The 16,692-nt window shown below is 55.2% G+C and carries 14 protein-coding genes and 2 tRNA genes; 15 read left to right on the top strand and 1 reads right to left on the bottom strand.

The features are described from left to right. Window positions 1–55: 55 nt before the first annotated feature. A complete protein-coding gene (yhbY, locus tag HALA3H3_RS06050) occupies window positions 56–382 on the bottom strand; it encodes a ribosome assembly RNA-binding protein YhbY (RefSeq protein ID WP_022520713.1) in 327 nt (108 codons plus the stop codon). Window positions 383–496: 114 nt separating this feature from the next. Here yhbY and rlmE point away from each other — a divergent pair, with 114 nt between their 5' ends. The 15 genes from rlmE (at window position 497) to pnp (ending at window position 16,556) form a co-directional block, all read left to right on the top strand. Continuing rightward, entirely contained in the window at window positions 497–1,144 is a 648-nt protein-coding gene (rlmE, locus tag HALA3H3_RS06045) for a 23S rRNA (uridine(2552)-2'-O)-methyltransferase RlmE (protein WP_053856914.1), read from the top strand. A 255-nt stretch (window positions 1,145–1,399) separates the two neighbouring features. Beyond that, window positions 1,400–3,415, top strand: coding sequence for an ATP-dependent zinc metalloprotease FtsH (gene ftsH / locus HALA3H3_RS06040; protein ID WP_022520711.1), 2,016 nt, complete (start codon window positions 1,400–1,402; stop codon window positions 3,413–3,415). A 102-nt stretch (window positions 3,416–3,517) separates the two neighbouring features. Then, window positions 3,518–4,432: a dihydropteroate synthase gene (folP, locus tag HALA3H3_RS06035; RefSeq protein ID WP_022520710.1), complete on the top strand. Its 915-nt coding sequence runs from the start codon at window positions 3,518–3,520 to the stop codon at window positions 4,430–4,432. Then, entirely contained in the window at window positions 4,429–5,778 is a 1,350-nt protein-coding gene (glmM, locus tag HALA3H3_RS06030; RefSeq protein WP_022520709.1) for a phosphoglucosamine mutase, read from the top strand. The genes folP and glmM overlap by 4 nt, the downstream gene beginning before the upstream one ends. A 121-nt stretch (window positions 5,779–5,899) precedes the next feature. Then, window positions 5,900–6,649, top strand: coding sequence for a triose-phosphate isomerase (gene tpiA / locus HALA3H3_RS06025; protein WP_009287925.1), 750 nt, complete (start codon window positions 5,900–5,902; stop codon window positions 6,647–6,649). 4 nt (window positions 6,650–6,653) lie between these two features. Beyond that, the gene (gene secG, locus HALA3H3_RS06020; RefSeq protein WP_022520708.1) at window positions 6,654–7,013 is read left to right on the top strand and encodes a preprotein translocase subunit SecG; all 360 of its coding nucleotides are present in this window, start codon (window positions 6,654–6,656) and stop codon (window positions 7,011–7,013) included. Window positions 7,014–7,042: 29 nt separating this feature from the next. Continuing rightward, window positions 7,043–7,129 (top strand) — tRNA-Leu (locus HALA3H3_RS06015). A gap of 160 nt (window positions 7,130–7,289) precedes the next feature. Beyond that, window positions 7,290–7,366: transfer RNA gene (locus HALA3H3_RS06010), tRNA-Met, on the top strand. 375 nt (window positions 7,367–7,741) lie between these two features. Continuing rightward, window positions 7,742–8,203: a ribosome maturation factor RimP gene (gene rimP / locus HALA3H3_RS06005; protein WP_022520707.1), complete on the top strand. Its 462-nt coding sequence runs from the start codon at window positions 7,742–7,744 to the stop codon at window positions 8,201–8,203. A 72-nt stretch (window positions 8,204–8,275) separates the two neighbouring features. Next, the gene (nusA, locus tag HALA3H3_RS06000; RefSeq protein ID WP_009287927.1) at window positions 8,276–9,790 is read left to right on the top strand and encodes a transcription termination factor NusA; all 1,515 of its coding nucleotides are present in this window, start codon (window positions 8,276–8,278) and stop codon (window positions 9,788–9,790) included. 27 nt (window positions 9,791–9,817) lie between these two features. After that, window positions 9,818–12,433 (top strand): translation initiation factor IF-2, encoded by a 2,616-nt coding sequence (gene infB, locus HALA3H3_RS05995; RefSeq protein ID WP_022520706.1) that lies wholly within the window; start codon window positions 9,818–9,820, stop codon window positions 12,431–12,433. Between the two features lie 18 nt (window positions 12,434–12,451). Continuing rightward, window positions 12,452–12,883 carry a 30S ribosome-binding factor RbfA gene (rbfA, locus tag HALA3H3_RS05990; RefSeq protein WP_022520705.1) on the top strand — a complete coding sequence of 144 codons (432 nt, stop codon included), beginning with the start codon at window positions 12,452–12,454 and terminating at the stop codon, window positions 12,881–12,883. After that, window positions 12,883–13,803, top strand: coding sequence for a tRNA pseudouridine(55) synthase TruB (truB, locus tag HALA3H3_RS05985; protein ID WP_009287928.1), 921 nt, complete (start codon window positions 12,883–12,885; stop codon window positions 13,801–13,803). The genes rbfA and truB overlap by 1 nt, the downstream gene beginning before the upstream one ends. Window positions 13,804–13,953: 150 nt before the next feature. Then, window positions 13,954–14,223: a 30S ribosomal protein S15 gene (gene rpsO, locus HALA3H3_RS05980; protein ID WP_007111823.1), complete on the top strand. Its 270-nt coding sequence runs from the start codon at window positions 13,954–13,956 to the stop codon at window positions 14,221–14,223. Between the two features lie 164 nt (window positions 14,224–14,387). After that, window positions 14,388–16,556, top strand: a complete 2,169-nt coding sequence (gene pnp, locus HALA3H3_RS05975) for a polyribonucleotide nucleotidyltransferase (protein ID WP_022520704.1) — start codon at window positions 14,388–14,390, stop codon at window positions 16,554–16,556. Window positions 16,557–16,692 lie beyond the last annotated feature (136 nt).

The following is a 16,692-nucleotide window of genomic DNA, read 5'->3' as shown; positions in this document are numbered from 1 at the left end:
GTTGAAGGGGCGCTTTCGTACGTCGACACTCTATTGCACGCGTTGAATTTAACGCTTAATGGCGGCCGTGGTGGTTCTCAAAGCGGGTAACGTTAGAAAGCTTCGGGTTCACCTGCGGATTTCTGCGATAGAGCAGCGCCATTTTGCCAATGGTTTGCACCAAGTCGGCACGGCTGTTGGCGATCAGTTCGGCTATCATGGCAGCACGATCATCCCTCTCAGGAAGGGCAAGTTTCACTTTGATCAGTTCGTGATCAGTGAGTGCGCGGTTGAGTTCTGCGAGCAAATTTTCGGAGACGCCGTTCTCAGAAACGGTGACCACTGGGTTAAGATGGTGGCCAATGCTACGAAATGCTTTCTTTTGTGCCTGTGACAAGCTCATGGTATCTTGCGGTATCCCGGTTAGCGCTTAACGCTCCATCTTACGGTGAAACGTCACCGAGTGAAAGCGATCGCGTGAATGCGCCCATCTCTTATTCCAGTGTTAGATTCCCACATGCAGCAAAAGCCCCCGAACCGAAAACATTCCGTTAGCAAGACCAGCAATAACTGGAAGAAGGAGCATTTTGACGACCAGTACGTGAAGCAGAGCTGGCAAGATAGCTACCGTTCCCGTGCCAGCTATAAGCTGATTGAGTTGGATGAAAAAGATAAACTGCTGCGTCCCGGTATGACGGTGATTGATCTGGGCGCCGCCCCCGGCGGGTGGAGTCAAATTGCAGCGGAAAGGGTAGGGCCTGAAGGTGTGGTGATTGCCTCTGATATTCTGGAGATGGATGCACTGGCCGGGGTGGATTTTATCCAAGGTGATTTCACTGAAGAGGCGGTGCTGGAGGCGATACTAAAATGCCTGGATAATCGCCGTGTAGACCTTGTGATGTCGGATATGGCCCCCAATATGAGTGGTATGGCGGCGATTGATCAGCCCCAGGCGATGTATTTAGTGGAGCTAGCGTTAGAACTTGCCCGCGAAACGTTGTCACCTGGTGGCCGGTTTTTAGCTAAAGTATTCCAGGGGGAAGGGTTTGACGCCTATTTGAAAGAATTGCGCGGCAGCTTTAACAAGGTAGTAACCCGTAAGCCAGACGCCTCCCGGGCGCGTTCCCGTGAAGTCTATTTTCTGGCCGAAGGGTTTCGCGGGTGACTCTCCTTAACATGAGAGGCTGCCCGTGTGGTTCATAGCCAAGATTTATCAGCGCGATTGCCAGACAGGCAAGCGCAACGTGTGTCACATTAGTCGCCATAAGTGCGCGTGACACAGATGGCCCGAGGCATAAGACGCTTTGGCAATGGTTGAACGCTTGATGCTGATGTAATGTCGTATTACTAAGCTTATTGGTAAAAGACTTTATGAAGCACCAGGGTTTAACTGACGGATTCTTGTAATGAGGGTAGCCCCTTGAATGATATGGCGAAGAACCTGATTCTGTGGTTGGTCATCGCGGCCGTCCTACTGACAGTGTTCAACAATTTCAGTACGGAAAGCGCACCGCAAAACACAAACTATTCCCAGTTTGTGCAGCAGGTGCAAAATCAGCAGGTACGTAGCGTAACGATTGATGGTTACACCATCAGCGGTGAGCGCACGGACGGCACTCAGTTCCAGACCATCCGCCCAGCAGCGGAAGATCCAAAGCTGATGGACGACCTGTTGAGCAACAATGTGACGGTGGTGGGCAAAGAGCCAGAGCAGCAAAGTATCTGGACGCGGCTACTGATCGCCAGCTTCCCGATTCTGCTGATTTTGGGCATCTTTATGTTCTTCATGCGCCAAATGCAGGGCGGAGCCGGTGGCGGTAAAGGCGGCCCGATGAGCTTTGGTAAATCGAAGGCCAAACTGCTCTCTCAAGATCAGATCAAAACCACCTTTGCCGATGTGGCAGGCTGTGATGAAGCCAAGGAGGAAGTAGAAGAGCTGGTCGACTTCCTGCGTGACCCAACCAAATTCCAGCGCCTGGGCGGTATGATTCCCCGCGGCGTGCTGATGGTAGGGCCCCCGGGTACCGGTAAAACGCTGCTGGCGAAGTCCATTGCGGGCGAAGCCAAAGTGCCGTTCTTCTCTATTTCGGGTTCTGACTTCGTTGAAATGTTTGTCGGTGTCGGTGCATCGCGTGTGCGCGACATGTTCGAGCAGGCCAAAAAGCAGGCGCCGTGCATTATCTTTATCGATGAGATTGACGCCGTGGGCCGTTCACGTGGCACCGGTATGGGTGGCGGTAACGACGAGCGCGAGCAGACGTTGAATCAACTGCTGGTCGAGATGGATGGCTTTGAAGCCAACGAAGGCATCATCGTTATTGCTGCGACCAACCGTCCTGACGTACTTGACCCTGCGTTAATGCGCCCAGGCCGCTTTGACCGTCAGGTAACGGTCGGCTTGCCGGATATCCGTGGCCGTGAGCATATTCTGGGCGTTCACCTACGTAAAGTGCCGCTGGGTGATGACGTAAAACCGCAGCTGATCGCACGTGGTACGCCTGGTTTCTCTGGTGCGGATTTGGCCAACCTAGTCAACGAAGCCGCTCTGTTTGCCGCGCGCCGCAATAAGCGCCTGGTCAGCATGGAAGAGCTTGAGCTCGCGAAGGATAAGATCATGATGGGCGCTGAGCGCAAATCGATGGTCATGACCGACAAAGAGAAGCTCAATACCGCTTACCATGAGTCGGGTCACGCCATTATCGGTCTGGTCGTGCCTTCCCATGATCCGGTCTATAAGGTAACGATTATTCCCCGTGGCCGTGCGCTGGGTGTCACCATGTTCCTGCCGGAAGAGGATCGCTACAGCCTCTCCCGTCAGCAAATTCTGGGGCAGATCTGCTCGCTGTTTGGTGGCCGTATTGCCGAAGAAATGACGTTAGGCCCGAATGGTGTAACGACCGGCGCCTCAAACGACATCAAGCGTGCTACTGAGCTGGCCCATAACATGGTTGCCAAGTGGGGCTTGTCGGACGAAATGGGCCCGATCATGTACGACGAGGATGAGTCGCATCAGTTCCTCGGCGGCCCGGGTCAGGGTGGTGGCAAGATGAAGTCTGGTGACACCACCACGCGCCTTGATAAGGAAGTCCGCAAAATCATCGACGGTTGCTACGAGCAGGCACGCCAAATCCTGACCGATAATCGCGATAAGCTGGACGCCATGGCCGAGGCCTTGATGAAGTACGAGACCATTGATGCCACGCAGTTGAAGGACATCATGGAAGGTCGTGAGCCGCGCCCGCCGGAAGGTTGGGATGACGGTGACTCATCCGGTGGCGGTACGCCTGTCAACGATGACAAGCCGCAAGCGAAGGCTGAAGACGATGCTTCTTCAAACGCTTCTGGAGGCGATGCGTCCGGTGGTGACAGTGAAGAAGATGACGACGGGCCGCGTCGCCGTCCCTCAGACCCGCTAGGTGGCCCTGCAGGCTCATAAGCCAGCACTGCCGTATGAGCCAAAGGCGCCCCGTCATGGGGCGCCTTTTTTGATATGCTGTATACATAACAGCAATGTTTCATTTCTTGATCAGGCTGCAGCATGAAATCAATTCTGGACACGTCCTCTTCACGAAACGCAGAAAATGCTCTCCAACTGCGTTGCGGGCGCCATCTGTTGGATCTCTCCTTTCCCAGGGTAATGGGTATTCTTAATGTGACCCCGGACTCTTTTTCTGACGGTGGCCAGCACGTGGCATTGGATGACGCTTTGCGCCACGCTGAGCGGATGCTGGCCGAAGGGGCGGCGATGATAGATGTGGGCGGCGAATCGACCCGCCCTGGGGCTACCCCCGTCAGCCCCCAGGAGGAGCTAGACCGGGTGGCGCCAGTGGTGGAAGTCCTGGTACGCGAGCTGGATGCGTTGGTGTCGGTGGATACCAGTTGCCCGACGGTTATACGCGAGGCGAGCGAACTGGGCGCTGGTATGATTAATGATGTGCGTGCGTTAGAGCGCGAGGGAGCCCTGCTGGCCGCGGTGGGTAGCGGGCTGCCCGTCTGTTTGATGCACCGCCAGGGCGAGCCGCAGGATATGCAGCAGTCGCCCACTTATCAGCGCCCGATTGAAGAAGAGGTGGCGGATTATTTGGCCCGTCGGATTGCTGAGTGCGAGGCGGCCGGTCTGCGCCGCAATCGTCTATTGGTTGACCCTGGTTTTGGCTTCGGCAAAACCGTCGAACACAATCTACGCTTACTCAAATACATGGAGTCTCTGCAATCGCTGGAGCTCCCGCTGCTAGTGGGTATGTCACGCAAAAGTATGATTGGAAAAGTGTTGGGTCGACCAGTGGAGGAGCGTCTCTCCGGTGGTTTGGCGCTCGCTGCCATGGCGGTTGAGCGAGGGGCAAATATTTTGCGCGTGCATGACGTGGCTGCAACGGTCGATGCAGTCAATATGGCGTGGGCGGTACTACAAGAAGGCTGCGAGCCGCCGCTAAATAAGGAGTTTGACGCATGACAAGGCGCTATTTTGGGACGGATGGTATTCGCGGCACGGTGGGTAAATCACCGATTACCGCTGATTTTATGCTCAAGCTGGGCTGGGCGGCGGGTCAGGTGCTGCGCCGTGATAAAGGTCGAACGCGGGTACTGATCGGCAAAGATACCCGGATCTCTGGCTATATGTTTGAATCCGCCCTAGAGGCGGGGCTCTCGGCAGCGGGTGTCGATGTATCACTGCTGGGGCCAATGCCCACGCCGGGTATTGCCTATTTAACGCGCACCTTCCGTGCCGATGCAGGCATCGTCATTTCGGCATCGCACAACCCCTTTGATGATAACGGCATCAAGTTCTTCTCCGCTGAGGGCAAGAAGCTTCCCGATGACACGGAAGATCGTATCGAAGCGATGCTGGAAGCGCCGCTGACCACGGCCGAGGCCGCGCAGCTGGGTAAGGCAACGCGTATCGACGACGCCGCAGGCCGTTACATCGAGTTCTGTAAATCGACCTTGCCTGACCGGCTTAGCCTGCACGGCCTTAAAATCGTCTTAGACTGTGCTCACGGTGCCACTTACCATATCGCACCCAATGTGTTCCGCGAGCTGGGGGCTGATGTCACCACCATTGGCTCTGCGCCTGACGGGTTAAACATTAACCAGCAGGTGGGCTCAACGCACCCCGCGGCTCTACGCGCTGCCGTTATTCAGCAAAATGCGGATTTGGGGATCGCCTTTGATGGCGATGGCGACCGCGTGCTGCTGGTAGATGGCGACGGGCGGGAAGTCGACGGCGACGATATTCTCTATCTGATTGCCCGAGATCGCCACGAGCGTGGCTTGCTTCAAGGCGGCGTGGTGGGCACCCTGATGTCAAACTTTGGCCTGTCGATGGCGCTGGATAAGCTGGGAATCCCCTTTGAGCGCGCAAAGGTGGGTGACCGCTTTGTGATGGAGCGTATGGCCGCCAATGGTTGGGAGCTGGGCGGTGAGTCGTCGGGGCATATTGTGTGCGCCCACGTGCAGACCACCGGCGACGGCATTGTCTCCGCGTTGCAGGTATTGGCGCTGATGATGCGCGAGCAAAAAAGCCTCCCGACACTGTTAAAAGAGTTGGAGAAAGTGCCCCAGGCGCTGGTTAATGTACGTTTGCCCGCTCATGCCAGCGCCAAAGAGGTGATGGCATCTGCGCCGCTTCAGCAGGCAGTGGCTGCGTTAGAGCATGAGTTAGGTGATGAGGGGCGAGTGTTGCTACGTCCCTCAGGTACTGAGCCGCTTATTCGAGTAATGGTGGAAGGACGTGCCCATTTAGATGTCGATCAATTGGCGCATAGCTTGGCCGATCAGGTTCAGGCGCTACTTAATTAAATGTGTTCAGCTAACCGGTTCGGTAAACTGGTTTGGTAAACCCAGCTTGTGGTTATAACAGCGGTTGTCTTGACAAGGCCGCTCCTATACCATTTCGCTCCACCTTGAGTGAGGAGAGTCGATGCGTACGCCTTTAATCGCCGGTAACTGGAAAATGAACGGTTCCGTGGCGTTAATCAATGAATTCGGCCAGGCCTTCTCCGCCGCCGTATCGCCAACGAGCGTGGATGTCGTTATCATTCCGCCGTTCCCCTATTTGGATGCGGCGCGCCACGCGTTTGAAGGTACGGTGCTTTCATTGGGCGCGCAAACGTTGAACCCTATTCACTCTGGGGCGCATACCGGCGAAGTAAGTGGTCGCATGCTAAAAGAGTTTGCGGTCTCTTACGTATTGGTGGGGCACTCTGAACGACGTCAGCTCTACAAAGAGAGCGATGAACAGATCTTTGCACGCCTGCTAGCAGCATTGAGCGTGGATATCACGCCGATCCTCTGTGTGGGTGAGTCCCTGGAGGAGCGCGACGCAGGGCGCACGATGGATGTGGTGCTTCGTCAAGTGGGCTATGTAATGTCCCGCTTAGAGCCCGACCAGCGTAAGCAGGTCGTGATTGCCTATGAGCCTGTTTGGGCCATTGGCACTGGGCGCACGGCAACGCCTGAGCAAGCCCAGGACGTTATGGCAGGCATCCGTGCCTACCAGGCGGGTTTCGATAAGGGCCTCGCCGAGCAACTGCGTTTGCTTTACGGCGGCAGTATGAACGCAAGCAATGCGGCTGAGCTGCTTGCTCAGCCAGATATCGACGGCGGTCTAGTGGGCGGAGCCTCACTCAAGATCGATGATTTTTATGCCATTTGTCAGTCAGCAGGATAACGCCATGCAAGTTGCAATTCTTATGATTCATGTGGTGATTGCGGTCGCCCTGGTGGTACTCATTCTGCTTCAGCAGGGTAAAGGTGCCGAAGCCGGTGCCGCTTTCGGAGGCGGTGCATCACAAACGGTATTTGGTTCGCGGGGCAGTGGTAACTTCCTGTCGCGCACAACGGCTATTTTGGCGGCGGGTTTCTTCGTCACCTCAATGGCGCTAGCTTACTTTGCCACCCAGGCGGGCCAGGCACCGGAAGCAGGTATTCCCGATTCGCGCTTGATCGAGCAGCAGCAAAGCGTCCCGACGCTTGACGACAGGCCTGCGGACGTGGATAATACCGCGCCAGTGCTAGAGGAAAGCAGCGAGTAAGCAGCTGCTGTTTTTTAGCCTCCCCTGATGCCGAAGTGGTGGAATTGGTAGACACGCTATCTTGAGGGGGTAGTGACCGTATGGTCGTGCGGGTTCAAGTCCCGCCTTCGGCACCATCTGTTTTGCTGGCACGCCAGCTTCCCAGAACGTTTCTTTTGTTACCAGAATGCCCATTGGCACCTGAGGCGAAAAAGACAGCTTTAAGTAAGTGGTTCTTGAAGCAAGTAGTTCTTGACGTAAGTGGCTTTAGTGTCTATTATCGTCGACCTAGATTGATGCGGGGTGGAGCAGTCTGGTAGCTCGTCGGGCTCATAACCCGAAGGTCATCGGTTCAAATCCGGTCCCCGCTACCATTTTCTAGTAGCATGTTCTAGATTGTTATTTTTAAGACGTATTGGAAATAACGGTCATTTCAGGTACAGCCTGTTACATGTTGCTAAGACGGTACTGGAAGTAGTACTTAAGAAATGGTACACAAGGTTTCTTTCAAAAAGCCCCTTCCAGTGAAGGGGCTTTTTGTTAGCAGCTTTTGGCTAGCAAGCGCGCCTGGTCGCTGTTTTATTGGCGCCCCCGCTTTGTTAGCCAGAATATCGTTAGCACGAATATCTTAATAGCGGATGTCGTCCGGAAAACCGGAGACACATTCCCAAGTAACGCCAATCAGCCACCTAGCTTTTCTAATAACTCCTGGCCAGGTGCCTGATGCAACGGCTATAGGAGCTTTGTCTGTGGCCACTAAACACGCTGCGCTTCACGCGCTGATCGAACCTGTTGTTGCTGCCATGGGCTTTGAGCTATGGGGCATCGACCATCTTTCCCAGGGCAAAAATTCGCGGCTGGTGATCTATATCGAGCGCGAGAGTGGTGTCAGCGTGGAAGACTGCGCAGATATTAGCCGCCAAGTCAGTGCCGTTATGGATGTAGAAGACCCCATTCCCGGTGAGTACCGGTTGGAAGTCTCCTCGCCAGGCATGGCACGTCCCTTGTATTCCCTGGATCAGTTTACCCGCTTTCAAGGTCATCACGTCGCGCTGAAATTGCGCACTGCCTTTGACGGGCGGCGCAAGTATCAAGGGCTTTTGGTCGGTGTTGAGGGGGATGAAGTACTGCTACAACTGGATGGCGAAGAGTACTGCTTTCCAATTGAGAGTATTGATTCTGCTCACATTGTACCGCAGTTCGACGATTGACCGGGTGGCGGCGCTGCCGGCAGGCTGCCGGGGTGATGCACATAAGGATAGGTTTTCTGGCGAGGCATACGCATGAGTAAAGAAATTTTAATGGTCGTTGACGCGATCTCCAATGAGAAGGGCGTCCCACGTGATGTCATCTTCGAGGCGGTAGAAGCCGCTCTTGCGAGTGCGTCACGCAAGCGTTTTGAAAGAGAAGAAGCCAATGTGCGCGTGCATATTGACCGCCGCACTGGTGAATACGAAACCTTCCGCACCTGGACCGTTGTGGAAGATGACGAATTCGAAACGCCAGATTATGAAATTAAAGAGAGCATCGCCGAGCAGCGCGATCCGCCGCTGAAATTAGGCGATGTGGTCGAAAAAAGCATCGAAAATGCGTCGTTTGGCCGTATTGCTGCACAAACCGCCAAACAGGTGATCGTACAGAAAGTACGCGAAGCCGAGCGGGCTGAAGTCGTGCGCCAATATGCCGATCGCGAAGGTGAACTGGTTGCGGGCATCGTTAAAAAGACCACACGTGATGGCCTGATCATTGATTTGGGCGAAAACGCTGAGGCGTTTTTGCCGCGCAATGAAATGATTCACGGCGAGCGTTACCGCATGAACGAGCGGGTGCGCGCCCTGTTGGTCAAAGTGGATCCCGATGCACGCGGTGCCCAGCTTCAGCTATCGCGGACGTGTCCCGAGCTGATCATCGAGCTGTTCAAAATTGAAGTGCCAGAGATCGCAGAGCAGTTGATTGAGATCAAAGGTGCTGCGCGTGACCCCGGTTCACGGGCCAAAATTGCGGTAAAAACCAATGATCGCCGCATCGACCCGGTCGGTGCCTGTGTGGGTATGCGCGGTTCGCGCGTTCAGGCGGTCTCTTCGGAGCTGCAAAACGAACGCGTTGATATCGTGCTGTGGGATGACAATCCCGCCCAATTGGTGATTAACGCCATGGCACCTGCCGATGTTGGGTCTATCCTTGTGGACGAGGACGCCCACGCAATGGACGTGGCCGTGGCGCAGGATAACCTTGCTCAGGCGATTGGTCGGAGCGGTCAGAACGTGCGTTTGGCTTCTGAACTTACCGGCTGGCGCATTAATGTCATGACCGAAGAGGAAGCGGAGTCTAAGCGCGATCAAGAGATTGATAGCCTGGTGGACTCTTTTATCCAGCACCTCGATGTGGATGAAGATGTCGCTCGCCTGTTGGTGGATGAGGGGTTCACTACCCTGGAAGAAGTCGCCTACGTGCCGATGGAAGAGATGCTCGAAATCGAAGAGTTCGATGAAGATTTAGTCGAAGCGCTTCGTGCACGTGCGAAAGACGAGCTGCTGACGATGGCAATTGCCACGGAAGAAGCGCTAGACGGTGCCCAGCCAGCAGCAGATCTGCTGGAGATGGATGGCATGGAGCGCCACCTGGCCTTCATTCTGGCCAGTCGCGGCATCGTTACCATGGAAGATCTCGCCGAGCAGTCTGTCGACGATCTGGTCGATATCGAGGAGTTGGACGAAGCGCGCGCAGCGGCACTGATCATGACTGCCCGTGCGCCCTGGTTTGAAGTCGATGACGCATCGGATTCGAACACACAGTAAACAGGTCACGGGCTGAGGAGGGTCAATATGTCAGATATGACAGTTAAAGATTTCGCAGGAAAGGTGGGCCGTGATGTGCCTCGCCTACTAGAGCAAATGAAAGAAGCGGGTTTGAAGCACGCTTCTGAAAGCGATGCTGTGTCTGAAGAAGATAAGCAGAAGCTACTGAGTTTCTTGAAGAAGAGCCACGGCGGTAGCGACACCCCTGAAGCGGGCAAAAACCGCATCACGCTGACGCGCAAAACCCGTAGCCGTATCAATACCGGCGAGCGCGGCAAAACCATTGAAGTGCAGGTACGTAAGAAAAAGACCTACGTCAAAAGCGCTGAAGATGAGAAGCCGAAAGCGCCGGAGCCTAGCTATACTGGCCCGCGCCAGCTAGTGGGCGATATGGCGGAAGCCGAAGCTGAGCGCAAAGTGTCTGATGCGCGTGAAGCCGAAGAAAAAGCCGCTGCTAAGAAAGCCCGCGCTGCACAGGTAGCGGAAGCCACCGCGCGTAGCAATAAAGAAGCTGAAGCGACGGCGCAAAGTAACACGGCGCGTAGCAATAAAGAGTCTGAAGCCAAGCCGAAAGCGCCTGCGGCAGCCAAAGCACCGGCTACGCCAGACATTCCTGTGCCGAATCTTGAAATCGACGATACGCCGTCCGGTGACGATATGCCGCCAGCGCCGCCGAAAGAGGGCCGCACTGACCGTCGTACCGCTCCGCCCAAGAAGACGGCGGCGAAGAACAAAGGTCGCCGTGACGATGAAGATCGTGGTGATCGCGAAGAGCGCAAGCGCGGCGGCGGTAAGAAGGTAAAACGTGCCGAACAGCGTCGCGGTGGTCGCCGTGGTGGCAACCAGACCGGCAATGGCAAGCACGCTTTCCAGAAGCCGACTCAGCCGATCGTGCGTGAAGTATCGATCCCTGAATCGATCAGCGTGGCGGAATTGGCCGATAAGATGTCGATCAAGGCCAATGAAGTGATCAAGGCCATGTTTAACATGGGCGCGGCGGTTACCATCAACCAAACCATCGATCAGGATACGGCTGCGATCGTGGTGGAAGAGATGGGCCATACACCGAAGCTGGTTAAAGATGACGCGCTGGAAACGGAAATGCTCGAAGGCATCTCCTATGAAGGCGAAGAGATCACGCGTTCACCCGTTGTTACGGTGATGGGCCACGTTGACCACGGTAAAACCTCGCTGCTGGATTACATCCGTAAAGCGAAAGTGGCGACCGGTGAAGCCGGTGGTATTACCCAGCATATCGGTGCCTACCACGTGGAAGATAACCACGGTGGCGTGACCTTCCTGGATACCCCAGGCCACGCGGCGTTTACCGCAATGCGTGCCCGTGGTGCCAAGGCGACAGACGTGGTTATTCTGGTTGTGGCTGCCGACGATGGCGTGATGCCTCAGACGATTGAGGCGATTGAACACTCCAAAGCCGCTGAAGTGCCCATGGTGGTCGCGGTCAACAAGATCGATAAAGATGGTATCGATCTTGATCGCATCAAGAATGAGCTTTCGCAGCACGGCGTGATCTCCGAAGAGTGGGGCGGTGATACCCAGTTTGTTCACGTTTCCGCCAAGACCGGTGAAGGTATCGAAGAACTGTTGGAAGCCATCCAACTGGTCTCTGAAGTGCTTGAGCTCAAGGCCGTACCGGAAGCGCCGGGTAAAGGCGTGGTGGTTGAATCGCGCCTTGATAAAGGTCGTGGTCCGGTCGCTACCGTGCTGGTTCAGAACGGTACGCTGAAAAAGGGCGATATCGTCCTGGCTGGCCTGCACTACGGTCGTGTGCGTGCGCTGACCAACGAACTTGCCCAGCAAGTCGATGCGGTTGGCCCGGCCATGCCGGTAGAGATTCAAGGCTTGGGCGGTACGCCGGATGCCGGTGATGACTTCATGGTCGTAGCAGACGAGAAGAAAGCCCGCGAAGTGGCTAACTTCCGTCAAGGCAAATACCGCGAAGTGCGCCTGGCACGTCAGCAGAAGGCTAAGCTGGAGAACATGTTCAGCCAGATGGGCCAAGACGAAGTGGCCAAGGTCAACATCGTCCTCAAAGCCGACGTTCAAGGTTCTCTGGAAGCGATCAAAGGCGCCCTGGAAGAGCTCTCCACCGGTGAAGTTGAAGTCGCCGTGGTCTCTTCGGGTGTCGGTGGTATCACCGGTACCGATGCCAACCTGGCGCTTGCGTCGGAAGCCATCGTCGTCGGCTTTAACGTCCGTGCTGACGCCGCTGCCCGCGAGATCGTTGAGCGCGAAGGCCTGGATCTGCGTTACTACAGCGTTATTTACCAGCTGATCGACGAGGTCAAACAGGCGATGAGCGGTATGCTCGCACCTGAGTGGAAAGAAGAGATCGTCGGTATTGCCGAAGTGCGCGATGTCTTCCGTGCGCCGAAGATTGGTGCCATCGCCGGTTGTATGGTGATTGAAGGCAGCGTACATCGTAATAAGAAGATCCGCGTGTTGCGTGATGACGTGGTGATCTACGAAGGCGAACTCGAATCGCTGCGCCGCTTCAAAGACGATGTGCAGGAAGTGCGCAACGGCATGGAGTGTGGCATCGGCGTGAAGAACTACAACGATGTCCAAGTCGGCGATAAGATCGAAGTCTTCGACCAAGTGAAGGTCGAGCGTAGCCTGTAAGGCTGCGAGGAGCTAAACATGCGCGAATTTAAGCGTACCGACCGGGTAGCCGACCAGCTCCAAAAGGAGCTGGCGGTGTTGATCCAACGAGAAGTGAAAGACCCGCGTTTGGGCATGGTCACGGTCAGCGGTGTTACCGTTAGCCGTGACCTTGGCTACTCCGACGTCTACGTCACTCTGTTGGGTGAGCAAGAGCCCGAGCGTATTAAAGAGAATCTGCAGGTGCTTAAGCGTGCTGCCGGTTTTCTAAGAAGCCAGATTGCCAAGCGCATCAAGCTACGTCACGTACCGGAGCTGCGTTTTCATTTCGATGAAAGCGTGGTGCGCGGTCAGCAACTCTCTTCATTGATTGATGAAGCGGTGACGACGGATCGTGCACGCTATCAAGGCGATGATGATCAGGGCAGTGACCAAGATGCCGACGCCCAGGGTAGTGAGGAAACTCGCTAGTGGCGCGTCAACGTCGCGGTTTACCGGTTAATGGCGTACTGCTGCTGGATAAGCCCAAGGGCGTTTCCAGCAACCATGCGCTGCAGCGTGTACGTCGGCTGTTCCAGGCTCAAAAAGCCGGGCACACCGGCACGCTAGACCCGATGGCAACCGGCTTATTGCCGATTTGCCTAGGTGAAGCGACCAAGTTTTCATCGCACTTGCTGGAAGCCGACAAGGTGTATCGCACCCGGGTAGAGCTAGGGGTGATCACGGATACCGGCGATGCAGAAGGCACGATTATTGAGCAGCATGAGGTTCCCAGCCTAAGCGTCGATGACGTGGAAGCTGTGCTCACCCGTTTTCGCGGTGAGATCGACCAAGTGCCGCCGATGTATTCGGCCCTCAAGCATCAGGGCAAAAAACTTTACGAGTTGGCCCGTGAAGGCAAGCAGGTAGAGCGTGCAGCCCGGCGCGTAAGCGTGTATGATGCGCGCCTGCTATCGTTTGAAGGCACTGCTTTTGAGCTGGAAGTAAGCTGCAGTAAAGGCACTTACATCCGCACGTTAGCCGAAGATATTGGCCAAGCGCTTGGCTGTGGTGCGCACATCAGTCAACTAAGGAGGCTCAAAACGGGGCCCTTTTTAGCCGACGCGATGTGGACGCTAGAGGCCTTGGAAGCATTGGCCGACCAAGCGGCACTGGAAGCTGAGCTCATGCCCGTGGATGTGTTGGTGGACCATTTACCGTTACTGACGGTAGACGACACCGCGCATTCTCGTTTGGCCCATGGCCAGCCCGCTGCTCTCGAAACCGGCGCATTAGCCGCGGACGAAGTAGCCCGACTTTATTACGCCGAGACGTTTATCGGCCTTGGCGTAGTGAAAGGTGCTCAGGAAGTGGCGCCTAAGCGACTGTTAAGCACTGTCGCTATCTCGTAAACAGCGTTGCAAGGAGGCGACCGTCTACGTGAAAATTGCAAGATCCGACGTACACGTCGAAACGTGTACGTAGAAAACAGTAGCTTGAGACTGCAAATATGCGTGGTCTCACCCATTCATTTTTAGGCATATTGCTTACTGGAGAGACAGATGGCTTTAACCGCTGAGAAGAAGGCCGAGATCGTCACTGAATACGGCCGCGGCGACAACGATACCGGTTCCCCTGAAGTGCAGGTTGCACTGCTGAGCGCCAACATTAATGGCCTGCAGGATCACTTCAAGACCAACAAACAGGATCACCACTCGCGTCGTGGTCTGATCCGCATGGTTAACCAGCGTCGTAAGCTGCTGGACTACCTAAAGCGTAAAGATTTCGAACGCTATCAGTCCCTGATTCAGCGTCTGGGTCTGCGTCGTTAAGCGTTAACGGCAACGATTAGAAACGGGCAGCTCCTTGTGAGCTGCCCGTTTTTTTATGTTTCGTGTTTACGGCAAGTAGGGAACTGGTAGCCCTATCGCGCTCCAGCGCCTAGAATGGTAACGAGTCAAAACGACCTAAACGAATAGACAAGTAGATATTGATAATGCTGAAGGAAGTCGCTGTGAATCCGGTAAAGAAAACGTTCCAGTACGGTCGTAGCACCGTCACGCTCGAAACCGGGCGTATTGCTCGCCAAGCTACCGGCGCTGTCATGGTTACCATGGATGACACCGTCGTGCTGTGTACCGTTGTCGCTCGCAAAGAGGCAAACCCGAGCCAACCCTTTTTCCCTCTCTCGGTACACTACCAAGAGAAAACCTACGCAGTGGGCAAGATTCCTGGCGGCTTCTTCAAGCGCGAAGGTCGTCCCACTGAAAAAGAGACGCTGACCTCGCGTCTGATTGATCGCCCAATCCGTCCGCTGTTCCCTAAAGGCTTTATGAACGAAGTGCAGGTCGTCTGTACCGTTCTCTCCACCGACCGTAACCACGATCCGGATATTGCCGCACTGCTGGGTACTTCCGCAGCGCTGAGCATCTCTGGCGTGCCGTTTAGTGGCCCGATTGGCGCAGCCCGCGTTGGTTTTAACGAAGAGAAAGGCTACTTCCTCAACCCAACGGTTGAAGAACTGGCCACCTCTGAGCTCGACATGGTCGTCGCCGGTACTGAAAAAGCCGTGCTGATGGTTGAGTCTGAAGCCAAAGAGCTGCTCGAAGACGAAATGCTGGGAGCCGTTCTGTTCGGTCACCAGGAAATGCAGGTCGCGATCAGTGCCATTAACGAACTGGTTGCTGAAGCGGGCAAGCCGCGTTGGGAGTGGCAGGCCGCCGAAGAGAACCAGGCGCTCAAAGCCGCCATGGCCGATGCGTTTGAAGCTAAAGTGGGCGATGCTTACCGCATCACCGACAAAATGCAGCGCCAGGATGCATTGGCTGAGTTGAAAGATCAGGCGATTGAACAACTGGCAGCCGATGAAGGCGAACCGGTTAACGACAAGTTCAGTAAAGATGACGTCAAAGGTGCCTTTGCTAGCCTGGAAAAACGCGTTGTGCGTTCACGGGTGGTAAAAGGTGAGCCGCGTATTGACGGTCGTGACAATCAAACCGTTCGCCCGCTGGCGATTGAAGTCGGTGTGCTGCCGAAAGCTCATGGTTCTGCCATCTTTACGCGTGGTGAGACCCAGGCGATTGCCGTAGCAACACTGGGCACGCTGCGTGATTCACAGCTAATCGAATCACTGGAAGGTGAGCGTAAAGACCGCTTTATGCTGCACTACAACTTCCCTCCCTACTCGGTGGGTGAAGCTGGCTTTATGGGTGGCCCGAAGCGTCGCGAAATCGGCCATGGCCGCTTAGCGCGTCGTGGTGTGCAGGCAATGCTGCCGTCAGAAGACGTCTTCCCCTACACCATTCGTGTGGTGTCTGAAATTACCGAGTCTAACGGCTCCAGCTCCATGGCCTCTGTATGTGGCTCTTCGCTGGCCCTGATGGACGCAGGCGTGCCGTTAAAAGCACCGGTCGCCGGTATTGCCATGGGCTTGGTAAAAGACCCGGACGGTTTTGCGGTATTGACCGATATTCTGGGTGACGAAGATCACCTTGGCGATATGGACTTTAAAGTTGCCGGTTCCGAAGAGGGCGTCACCGCCCTGCAGATGGACATCAAGATCGAAGGCATCAACGAAGAGATTATGGAGCTCGCGCTGCAGCAAGCACTGACCGCGCGACTGAGTATTCTTGAGCAAATGAATGTCGTGATCAGCCAGAGCCGTAGCGATGTCTCCGACAACGCGCCGTCCATGGCAACGATCAAAATCGATCCGGACAAGATCCGTGACGTTATCGGTAAAGGTGGCGCAACCATTCGCAAAATCTGCGAAGACACCGGCGCCTCTATTGATCTCGACGACGATGGCACCGTGCGTATTTACGCGGAAGATAAAGCCGCCGCCAAGCGCGCCATCGACACCGTGCTGGCGATTACCGCTGAAGCGGAAATCGGCAAGCTATATCACGGCAAGGTCGTGCGTATTGCTGACTTCGGTGCGTTCGTTAACATCATGCCCGGCACCGATGGCCTAGTTCACATCTCGCAAATCGTTGCCGAGCGGGTTAACAACGTGCGCGACTTCTTGAACGAAGGCGATGACGTGGTCGTTAAGGTGCTGGATATCGACAACCGCAACCGCGTGAAGCTGTCGATGAAAGAGATCAGCGAAGAAGAGAAAGCCGCTTTTACCGCGGAAGCAGCGGAAACCGAAGCGGCGATTTAAATCGCTAGCTAGGTTTCTGAGACCGCCCTCGTAGCCTCTGGCTACGGGGGCTTTGTTTTTGCTAGGTAATGTTTTTGCTAAGTACTTTTTTGCTAGATAGTGTTTTGTGGTTAGGTATCGCTTTGTTCGCCGGGAT

This window comes from Halomonas sp. A3H3, assembly GCF_000982975.1.
In the GTDB taxonomy this organism is placed as follows: Bacteria; Pseudomonadota; Gammaproteobacteria; order Pseudomonadales; family Halomonadaceae; genus Vreelandella; species Vreelandella titanicae.
The sequence above is the reverse complement of the archived record's forward strand: the minus strand, read 5'-3'. Positions and strand labels throughout refer to the sequence as shown.

What these genes read in the sequence shown, in the direction of transcription:
- yhbY (WP_022520713.1), bottom strand. Translation starts at nt 382, where the DNA reads ATGAGCTTGTCACAGGCACAAAAGAAAGCATTTCGTAGCATTGGCCAC.
- rlmE (WP_053856914.1), top strand. Translation starts at nt 497, where the DNA reads ATGCAGCAAAAGCCCCCGAACCGAAAACATTCCGTTAGCAAGACCAGC.
- folP (WP_022520710.1), top strand. Translation starts at nt 3,518, where the DNA reads ATGAAATCAATTCTGGACACGTCCTCTTCACGAAACGCAGAAAATGCT.
- glmM (WP_022520709.1), top strand. Translation starts at nt 4,429, where the DNA reads ATGACAAGGCGCTATTTTGGGACGGATGGTATTCGCGGCACGGTGGGT.
- tpiA (WP_009287925.1), top strand. Translation starts at nt 5,900, where the DNA reads ATGCGTACGCCTTTAATCGCCGGTAACTGGAAAATGAACGGTTCCGTG.
- secG (WP_022520708.1), top strand. Translation starts at nt 6,654, where the DNA reads ATGCAAGTTGCAATTCTTATGATTCATGTGGTGATTGCGGTCGCCCTG.
- nusA (WP_009287927.1), top strand. Translation starts at nt 8,276, where the DNA reads ATGAGTAAAGAAATTTTAATGGTCGTTGACGCGATCTCCAATGAGAAG.
- infB (WP_022520706.1), top strand. Translation starts at nt 9,818, where the DNA reads ATGTCAGATATGACAGTTAAAGATTTCGCAGGAAAGGTGGGCCGTGAT.
- rbfA (WP_022520705.1), top strand. Translation starts at nt 12,452, where the DNA reads ATGCGCGAATTTAAGCGTACCGACCGGGTAGCCGACCAGCTCCAAAAG.
- rpsO (WP_007111823.1), top strand. Translation starts at nt 13,954, where the DNA reads ATGGCTTTAACCGCTGAGAAGAAGGCCGAGATCGTCACTGAATACGGC.
- pnp (WP_022520704.1), top strand. Translation starts at nt 14,388, where the DNA reads ATGCTGAAGGAAGTCGCTGTGAATCCGGTAAAGAAAACGTTCCAGTAC.